Source organism: Candidatus Hydrogenedentota bacterium, assembly GCA_035416745.1.
In the GTDB taxonomy this organism is placed as follows: Bacteria; Hydrogenedentota; Hydrogenedentia; order Hydrogenedentales; family SLHB01; genus UBA2224.
The window spans coordinates 71,372-79,429 of sequence record DAOLNV010000017.1; the positions used below are offsets into that span (position 1 = coordinate 71,372).

Below are 8,058 nucleotides of genomic sequence, written 5' to 3' on the forward strand. Positions count from 1 at the left end.
CGAGCCGGACCCGTTCCCCCTGGCACTCGGGGCCGAAGAGGAATATCGCGTCCATGATGAGAAGACTGCTCAGCGATTACGGGATGCTCCTCGTGCTGCTCGCGCTGTGCGTGTTGTTCAGCGTCCTCACGCTGAAAGTCCAGTCTCCAACCGGCGACGAGGCCGTGGCCGAGTTGATGGCGACGATCAGCGCGGAATTCGACGCCTCGGCAATCATCCTGGTGGCGGGGGCGGTTAACACTGCTTCCGCCCCGTTTGCTGAAACGCTCGGCAGCCGCCTGCACGATGCGGGATTCACGAACGCGCGCGTGGTTGTGGGAACGCCGCGCGATCTGCGCTTGGCCGCCGACGCGGTTCAAGCGGAAGGGGGCGTATTGGCGGCCATCGCGGCCACGGGCGACGTCACCAAATGGAGCGTCCTCGAATTGATCCGCGAGCAGCACCCCGCCTTTGCGGAATTCCGCCTGCTTACCCCGTCGCCGCGCACCTGGCCGGATTTCCTGAAACGCGGCAATCTCCTGGCGATTGTCGACCGGATCGTCGTGATTGCGGTGCTCGCAATCGGCATGACCATGGTGATCTTGACGGCGGGGATCGACCTGTCGGTAGGAAGCCTGATCGCGTTGTCGGGGGTGATCGGCGCACTGGTCATGAAGCGCCTCGGCGGCGAGGAAGCCCCCGCTTGGGCGGTGCTTACTGGGTTTCTGGCGGGTTCGCTGAGTTGTGGCGTGGTCGGCGGCGCCGGCGGGATGATCGTGGCGCGGTTCAAGGTGCCGCCGTTCATCACCACGCTGGGCGTGATGATGATGGCGCGGGGCCTGGCTTTCATGCTCACGGGCGGATTCTCGATTTACCAGGTGCCCAAGGCGCTGCCCTGGCTCGGACAGGGCCGTACCCTGGGCATACCGAACACGGTCATCCTCCTGGTTGTGCTGTATTCCACGGCCCACATGTTCATGTCGCACACGCGGCTGGGGCGCCATATCTACGCCGTTGGCGGCAACGAGGAAGCCGCGCGGCTATCGGGCGTGCCGGTTGGACGCGTCATCGTTTTCGTATATGTTGTAAGCGCGCTCACCGCGGGTCTGGGCGGCTGTATTCAGGCCTCGCAGATAGACACCGGCACCCCCAACATGGGCACGATGTACGAACTCTACGTCATCGCGGCAGTGGTTGTGGGGGGCACAAGTCTGTCCGGGGGCTCGGGCCACATCCTCGGCACGTTGATCGGCGCATTTGTCATCTCGGTCATTCAAAACGGCATGAACCTCGTGGGTCTCGAGAGCTACACGCAACAGGTGGTGCTGGGCGCCGTCATTCTCGGGGCGGTATTGCTCGATAAGGCGCGCGGAGGCGGCGGCGTGGGCGCGTTCATGCGAAAACAGCTGCGCAGCGCTCCCGGCGAAGCAGACAGGAAGGAGAAAGAAGCATGAAAAAAACTGGCCTGGCCGCGCACCTGGCGCTGGCGGCCGTCCTCGTCGCATCGGCGGCCTCCTGCGGTCCAAAACAGCAGGAAGCCCAGGGCCCCGCGCCAAAAGAGGTCAAAGGCAAGATCGGCGTCACCTGCATGGACCTCACCAACCCGTTCTTCAAGCTTATCGGCAACGTCATACAGGAAGAAGCGGCAAAGTACGGCTACGAGGCCGTCGTGTTGAGCGGCGAGATGGACCCCGCGAAGCAGAACAGCCAACTGGCCGATTTCGTCGCCCAGGGGTTTGACGCCATCTTTCTCAACCCCGTCGACTCCCAATCCGCCGGCGAAGGTGTCAAAAAAGCGGGCGCGGCGGGCGTCCCCGTGTTCACCTACGACGTGGACGTGACCGACGAGGAAGCGCGCCCCTTCATCGTTTCCCATATCGGCAGCGACAACTACCAGGGCGGACGGCTTGCCGGCGAGAGCATGATGAAAGTCACCGGCGACCAGGGAAAGATCGCCATCATCAACTATCCCGAAGCCACCTCCTGCATATACCGCATAAAAGGATTCAGAGACTACCTCAACGAAAACAACAGCAAACTCCAGATCGTCACCGATTTGAGCGGCAAAGGCAACCGTAATGACGCGTATGCCGTCGCGACGGACATCCTCCAGGCCCACCCCGGCATCGTGGGCATCTTCGCCATCAACGACCCTTCCGGTCTCGGCGCCTACGCCGCGGTCGCCAAGGCGGGCAAAGCCGAACAGATCCACATCATCGCGTTTGACGCCTCTCCCGCGGGCAAACAGGCCGTATTCGAGAAGAAACTGTACGACTCGCCGCAGCAGTTCCCCCGGCAAATGGCCGTGGGCACCGTCGACGCGTTTATCAAGTATCTGAACGGGGAAGAAGTCCCCAAGAACATCTTCATCCCGTGCGCCCATTACTATTACGAGGATGCCGTCAACGACGAGAGCCGCGTCGCCGAGAAATGGTGACGGTTTCTTTCGCGACACAGGACCGGTCAAACAGAATCGTGACACGTGGTACTTTCAGGAATGATCGGGCTGTATTGTAGTGCAGGCATCTTGCCTGCTTTCTGAAGCAGGCTGGAACCCCGCGCCACAAGAGCCGGCACGCAATCTGAACGCGTTTTTTGAGATTATGATTCAAAACATCGGAAAGGGCTGGCCATGTGGGAAATACCGGTCGGATTGCACGTACTGGTTGCGGCTCTGGCACTGGCGGGGCTTGCCGGGGCCTTGGGCGGCGACGCCGCCGAGGCCGCTGAACAGGACGAAACGCCTCTTGTCGACAAGACCCTCGTCGTGTGGGTTGCTCCGGCAGACCTCTCCCAGCGAGGCGGCACAGCCCTGACCATCGACAACCTCGACGGGAGTTTCGACGGCATCATCTTTGGCGAAATCTCCCCCAAACGCTGGATGGCCGGCAGCAATTTCTATTTGCGCACCCAGCGCGAACAGGGAACATACCCCGAGGAAACCGCCGATGCCAATACTCTCGTGCAGATGGCCATCGTATACCGCGGCAAGGAAATCACGATCCTCCGCAACGGCGAGCCCTACGCGCAATACACCATGCCGGACCAGCCGCAGGCGTTCGGCCCCAACACCGCCGTGATGTTCGGCAAGCGCCATCTTGACGCCAGAGACACGGCTCATTTCGCGGGAAGCATCGAGGACGCGCGGATCTACAACCGGCCGCTCGATGCCGCCGCGCTCGCCTCCCTCGAACCTGACGTCGCCTCCGGACCCGAACCCTGGGCGTGGTGGACGTTTGAAAACGGGCAGCTCGCCGACCGGACGGGCAGGTATCCCGAAGTCTTCCTGACGGGAGGCGCCGCGCTGCTCAGAGGCCGGCTCGTGCTCGATGGCATGACGGGCACCATGCTCGCCGCCAAAGATCGTGGTCCGATCGACGCGTTCAGCGTCATGGCCAACGCCCCGTATGTCGAAGACCGCGTGAGCGCCGCGCGGCAGTTGCGCCTCCAGCTCCTCGCCGACCCCCACCGCGCGACATACCACTTTGTCGCGCCGGAAGGCATATGCATGCCCTTCGACCCCAACGGCGCGTTGTTCTGGAAAGGCCGCTACCATCTCTTCTACATCTACCAGGACGCGGGCCAGCATTACTGGGGGCATGCGTCGTCGGCCGACCTCCTGCACTGGCGTCATCATCCGCCCGCCCTGGGTCCCGGCGCCGGCGACGAAGGCATCTTCAGCGGCGGCGCGTTCATCGACAAGGACGGCAGGGCGATCATCACGTACTGGGGGCTTGGCGGAGGCAAACGCGGTATCTGCATCGCCACCAGCAACGACGAACTCCTCGAACACTGGACCAAACTCCCCGAGAATCCGGTCATCGCGGAATCGGACTGGGGATACGCTATCCACAACGAGGGCACGCCCCAGGAAGTGATCTGCGGCGCGGCAGACCCCTCGGCGGTCTGGCTCAAAGACGGCCGCTATTACCTCATGACCGGGAATCTGCTGGTCCTCAACAAATTCGGCAAAGAACGGCAGCGCCCGGAATTCCTGGGCGATACCACCTTCCTGTTCGCCTCGGATGACCTGCTCACATGGCAATACCTGCACCCGTTCTATACCTCGAAACGCGAATGGACCCGAGCCGACGAAGACAACATGTGCCCCGACTTCTTCCCCCTGGGCGCTCGCCACATGCTCTTGTTCATCAGCCACAATCTCGGATGCCAGTATTACCTCGGCCAGTATCGCGACGACCGGTTCTATCCCGAAACCCACGGGCGCATGACCTGGGTCGACAACGCATTCTTCGCGCCCGAAAGCGTTCAGGACGCCCAAGGCCGCCGCATCATGTGGGCCTGGATCTTCGACCAGCGCGACCAGGACGTACGGAATGCCAGCGGCTGGTCCGGTACCATGAGTCTTCCCCGCGTGCTGTGGCTGGGTGATGACAAAACCCTGCGCATGAAGCCCGCTGAAGAACTTGAGCGGCTGCGCCTCAATCCGCGCCGGCAGACCGGCGTACAGGTCGCCGCGGACACCGAAGTGCCGCTCGAGGGCATCCAGGGCGGCTGTCTCGAACTCGCGCTTGAAATTGTACCCGGCGGCGCGACCCAGTTCGGCGTAAAGGTGCGCCGTTCACCCGGCGGCGAAGAACAGACCCTCGTGTATTACGACGCCGCCGACCAGGCCCTCAAAATCGACACCACGCACGCCAGCCTTGGCCAAGGACCCAAAGTGGTCGAAGCCGGCCCGCTTGCGATGAAACCGGACGAACCCGTCAAGCTGCGGGTGTTCCTCGACAAGTCCGTGGTGGAAACCTTCGCCAACGACCGTCAGGGAGTCATGCGGCGCATCTACCCCACCCGTGAAGACAGCGTCGGCGTGGCGCTCTTCGCAACCGGCGGACCCGCGACATTCACTACCATCACCGCCTGGGACATGATGCCCGCGAATCCCTACTGACCATTCGCGGCCCAGCAGACGAACCTCCCACATTGATTTCGATGGCCACCTGCGCCGTACTCGCCTTGATTCCCTGGCGGTTTTTCGGTAGAATTTGTCCTGGTAACGGCGGGCTGCCATAGGCCCGTTTCTGTTTCTCGACCCCCATTTCCGCGTGGACGGGTAGCTCAGGCGGTAGAGCATCGGACTTTTAATCCGGTGGCCGCGGGTTCGAGTCCCGCCCCGTTCACCAATAAAATCAAGGACTTACGCAACCGAGCGTAAGCCCTTTCTTTCTTGCGCAAACGCTCAGGCAGCCTTTGCAGCATTAGACGTGCTGGCCGAACGCAACTATGTGCGCCAGGAACCACAACCGATAAGCGCCAAAGGCGGCCGCACAAGTGCCGTGTATGAAGTGAACCCCGCAGTGCAGGGGGCGGGGGCCGTGGGGTGCAGGGGTAGGGGGCCAAATCTCTGCGGGGTGGCACGGGTTGACTCCACAACATGCACGCGCGTGTGGCCGAGGGTTCGGAGTCGCTGGGCCGGAATTCTGGCGGGCCATTTCCTGCAGCGCGGGCAAACGGTTGCGCGAAGGAATTACGCTTGAGTTGCCAGGGTGTCTATCGTGATGGAGGACAGAGCCGATGGCTGCGCTGTGGCAAAAGACGAAGAACGGTGTCTGCTACATCACCTGACGGTTTACCTGTCAGCGCGACGGAAAGCAGCGTAGCACCATGACTTGGTTCGGCGCTCATTTCTGCTTCTGCTTCTCGAAGTCCTTCGGCATGTGTAAGGCCGGATGGCTGTCATACAGTGACCGGCTCTCGCTCCAATGCGCTGCCGCCAACCGGTCGATCAGTTCGGTGTCGGCGGCGGACATCCCGGCCTGCTCTTTCGACCAGTAGGGTGGCACGTCCCAAGGCAGCAATTCATCCTTGTTCAAAGCCATGGTGTCGCAGACGACGTTCGGCATGACCATGCGCCACCCCATGGCGTTCCAGCCATCTCTTCCGCCCAGCCCGAAGGCCTCCTCGCCGACCTCGCCTTGGCGGTATCGTTGCCAACCTTCGCCCGCCACAACGAAGCGCCCTTGAGGCATGTCCAGCGTGTCGAAGTCGATCTGCATCAACTTTCTCTGCGCGGCATCAATCTGGGCGTCAACCTGGACCCACCGCCGCTCAGCCGGATGCCAATACTCGCAAATCCAATGGTTTTCGTATTTGCCTTGACGCCATGTGTAGAGCGCGTAGCCTGCCCGAACGCGCGCGGGCACGCCCTTGGACCGCAGAATGGAGCAAGTGAGGACCGCGAACTGCCGGCAGTTGACCACGAGCCGCTGGTCTGCCGCACGGGGAATGGTGATACTCCCCGATTTGAGTTGCGCGATTCGCTCGAGCATTTCCGCTGTCTTCCGGATGTTCATGCCGCCGCCCTGCTGTTCGGTCGGGGTCAGCTCATAAAGCCACAGTAGTCCTCCGTGCACAAGCACATTCTGGACCACCTCCACGACCTCTCCGATTCCGTCCGGAATCCCCTCATACATGGAAAGATGTTCTCCCGGGTCTGTCCACGCACTCTGGGTCCGGTAAAAATCGAGCATGGTTTCTATCCCCTCTCCCCCTTTGGAATTGGCCGGAAGGCCGTTTCTTGCGCAGACGCACGAGACCAGGACCGCTGCCGCCGTACAGATGAACAAGATCGCGGCCTGTGTAGCTCTTCTCATCCTTGCTCTCCATTCCGAAAGACGGCTAAGCAGTTTCCTCATGTCGTCTTTGGGCCGCAACACCGCGGTATGGGCGCCCTCAGTCGGATAAAGGCAGCAGTCCCCGCAGGATCAAGCATGCTTCCGGGAGCCATCTTAGCACGAACTAGTCTAGCTTAAGATTTCCATGAACCGGGTTTTTCCTTTCCTGCTGCCCAAAGAAAAAAGAGAGCGCAAGCCTGCATGATGCCGGCTTCCACGGAGAAACGGAGGATCAGACCATGATTACTTCTCACCCCGGCATCGTTGGCTGTAAGGAAACGGACGAGAACCTCGTTATGGCCCCCTCCTCACGGAAGAGTGCAAACACTCGGCCTTTCGATACGTTCGCTTGTGCGAGCCCTATCTGTCGGCCTGTGCGAAAACGCCTGTAGCGTTTCACAGGACCCGTTGCTGCTTATCGGCAACCACGGGTGCGCCAAGACCGCGTGGCCAACATGGACACGCAGGCATTCATAGTCTAGGGAATGCCCTGAGAACCGAGGATCTCCCTGAGCATCAAGACGAGTCTCGGCACGGACTGCGTGGCGGTTGTCCACACGATGTCGAGGTCGATATCGAAGTAGGCGTGGATAAGGCGATTGCGTGTGTTTGCCATGCGCCGCCATGGAATGCGAGGGTAGGCGCCGCGCGTTCCAGCAGTGACCCGGCTTGCGGCTTCTCCCAGAATCTCGAGGGCGCGCAGCAACGCCAGGCGCAACTGCGGGTCGGTTTCGAGATCGTTTCGTTCGCGCCCCTCGATGAAGGATACCGCCTGCTCGGCCGCGTCCAGCATGTGCTGAATGCGGTTTCGGTCCGGGTCAGGCAGCATACTCGACCCGCGCGGTTCGCACGACCTCGTCCCGGAAGTAGCGGCTCAGGTCACGGGGCGTGCGCATGTCGGCCTTGCGCCCGAGGATCTCGCTCAGTTCCTCCTCCATTCCCGCAACGTCAAACAGGCTGGGCACGTGTTCGGGATCGTATTCGAACAGCACGTCCACATCGCTGTCCGGCCCGAACCGGTCGGTCAACACGGAGCCGAACAGCGCCAGCTTGGTGAGATGGTGCTTGCGGCAGAAGGCGGCGAGCTGCTCTCTCTCGAACTGTATGGGCAAATCCATTCTTTCGATCCTCATTGCCGTTGACCGGCCCAAGTATACCAAAACACAAGGGAGGGGTCATGTCTTAGAGGCCGCCCTTTCCATGTATGAAGTGAAACGGGCTTGTTGCGAGCTCAATAGCCGTCGATTTCTCTCACCCCAACAGGTACAGTTTTCGGGGGACAGGACAAGTGGGGCAGTTGCCCGACATTCTTGAGTAGGCTTCTCAGCAACCGAGCGCGTTCGAATCGAGTGAAGACAATCCAGGCTCGCGCCCCACTCTCGTTTTGGGGACTGAGAAGACGCCGAGAGAGCCCTGGACCGTGGACCTGGGCGCGGGGGTTACGGCA

6 protein-coding genes and 1 tRNA gene are annotated in these 8,058 nt (G+C 61.4%); 4 read left to right on the plus strand and 3 right to left on the minus strand.

Annotated features, from left to right (window positions below; all coding sequences use genetic code 11):
- Window positions 1-53 precede the first annotated feature (53 nt).
- The 4 genes from PLJ71_08075 (at window position 54) to PLJ71_08090 (ending at window position 5,120) form a co-directional block, all read left to right on the plus strand.
- Window positions 54-1,433, plus strand: a complete 1,380-nt coding sequence (locus PLJ71_08075) for an ABC transporter permease (protein ID HQM48632.1) — start codon at window positions 54-56, stop codon at window positions 1,431-1,433.
- Complete coding sequence (locus PLJ71_08080) at window positions 1,430-2,416, plus strand: substrate-binding domain-containing protein (GenBank protein ID HQM48633.1); 987 nt, start codon at window positions 1,430-1,432, stop codon at window positions 2,414-2,416. The genes PLJ71_08075 and PLJ71_08080 overlap by 4 nt, the downstream gene beginning before the upstream one ends.
- Window positions 2,417-2,611: 195 nt before the next feature.
- Window positions 2,612-4,888, plus strand: a complete 2,277-nt coding sequence (locus PLJ71_08085) for a GH32 C-terminal domain-containing protein (protein ID HQM48634.1) — start codon at window positions 2,612-2,614, stop codon at window positions 4,886-4,888.
- A 156-nt stretch (window positions 4,889-5,044) separates the two neighbouring features.
- Window positions 5,045-5,120: transfer RNA gene (locus PLJ71_08090), tRNA-Lys, on the plus strand.
- A gap of 498 nt (window positions 5,121-5,618) precedes the next feature.
- Here the strand turns inward: PLJ71_08090 and PLJ71_08095 are convergent.
- The 3 genes from PLJ71_08095 to PLJ71_08105 form a co-directional block, all read right to left on the minus strand.
- Complete coding sequence (locus tag PLJ71_08095; GenBank protein ID HQM48635.1) at window positions 5,619-6,590, minus strand: transglutaminase-like domain-containing protein; 972 nt, start codon at window positions 6,588-6,590, stop codon at window positions 5,619-5,621.
- A gap of 499 nt (window positions 6,591-7,089) precedes the next feature.
- On the minus strand, window positions 7,090-7,440 hold the full coding sequence (locus PLJ71_08100) for a DUF86 domain-containing protein (GenBank protein HQM48636.1): 351 nt from the start codon (window positions 7,438-7,440) through the stop codon (window positions 7,090-7,092).
- Window positions 7,430-7,729, minus strand: coding sequence for a nucleotidyltransferase family protein (locus PLJ71_08105; GenBank protein HQM48637.1), 300 nt, complete (start codon window positions 7,727-7,729; stop codon window positions 7,430-7,432). The genes PLJ71_08100 and PLJ71_08105 overlap by 11 nt, the downstream gene beginning before the upstream one ends.
- Window positions 7,730-8,058: the final 329 nt, after the last annotated feature.

Excerpts from the sequence above, each read along its gene's own strand:
- PLJ71_08075 (HQM48632.1), top strand. The coding sequence starts at position 54 with ATGATGAGAAGACTGCTCAGCGATTACGGGATGCTCCTCGTGCTGCTC.
- PLJ71_08080 (HQM48633.1), top strand. The coding sequence starts at position 1,430 with ATGAAAAAAACTGGCCTGGCCGCGCACCTGGCGCTGGCGGCCGTCCTC.
- PLJ71_08085 (HQM48634.1), top strand. The coding sequence starts at position 2,612 with ATGTGGGAAATACCGGTCGGATTGCACGTACTGGTTGCGGCTCTGGCA.
- PLJ71_08095 (HQM48635.1), bottom strand. The coding sequence starts at position 6,590 with ATGAGAAGAGCTACACAGGCCGCGATCTTGTTCATCTGTACGGCGGCA.
- PLJ71_08100 (HQM48636.1), bottom strand. The coding sequence starts at position 7,440 with ATGCTGCCTGACCCGGACCGAAACCGCATTCAGCACATGCTGGACGCG.
- PLJ71_08105 (HQM48637.1), bottom strand. The coding sequence starts at position 7,729 with ATGGATTTGCCCATACAGTTCGAGAGAGAGCAGCTCGCCGCCTTCTGC.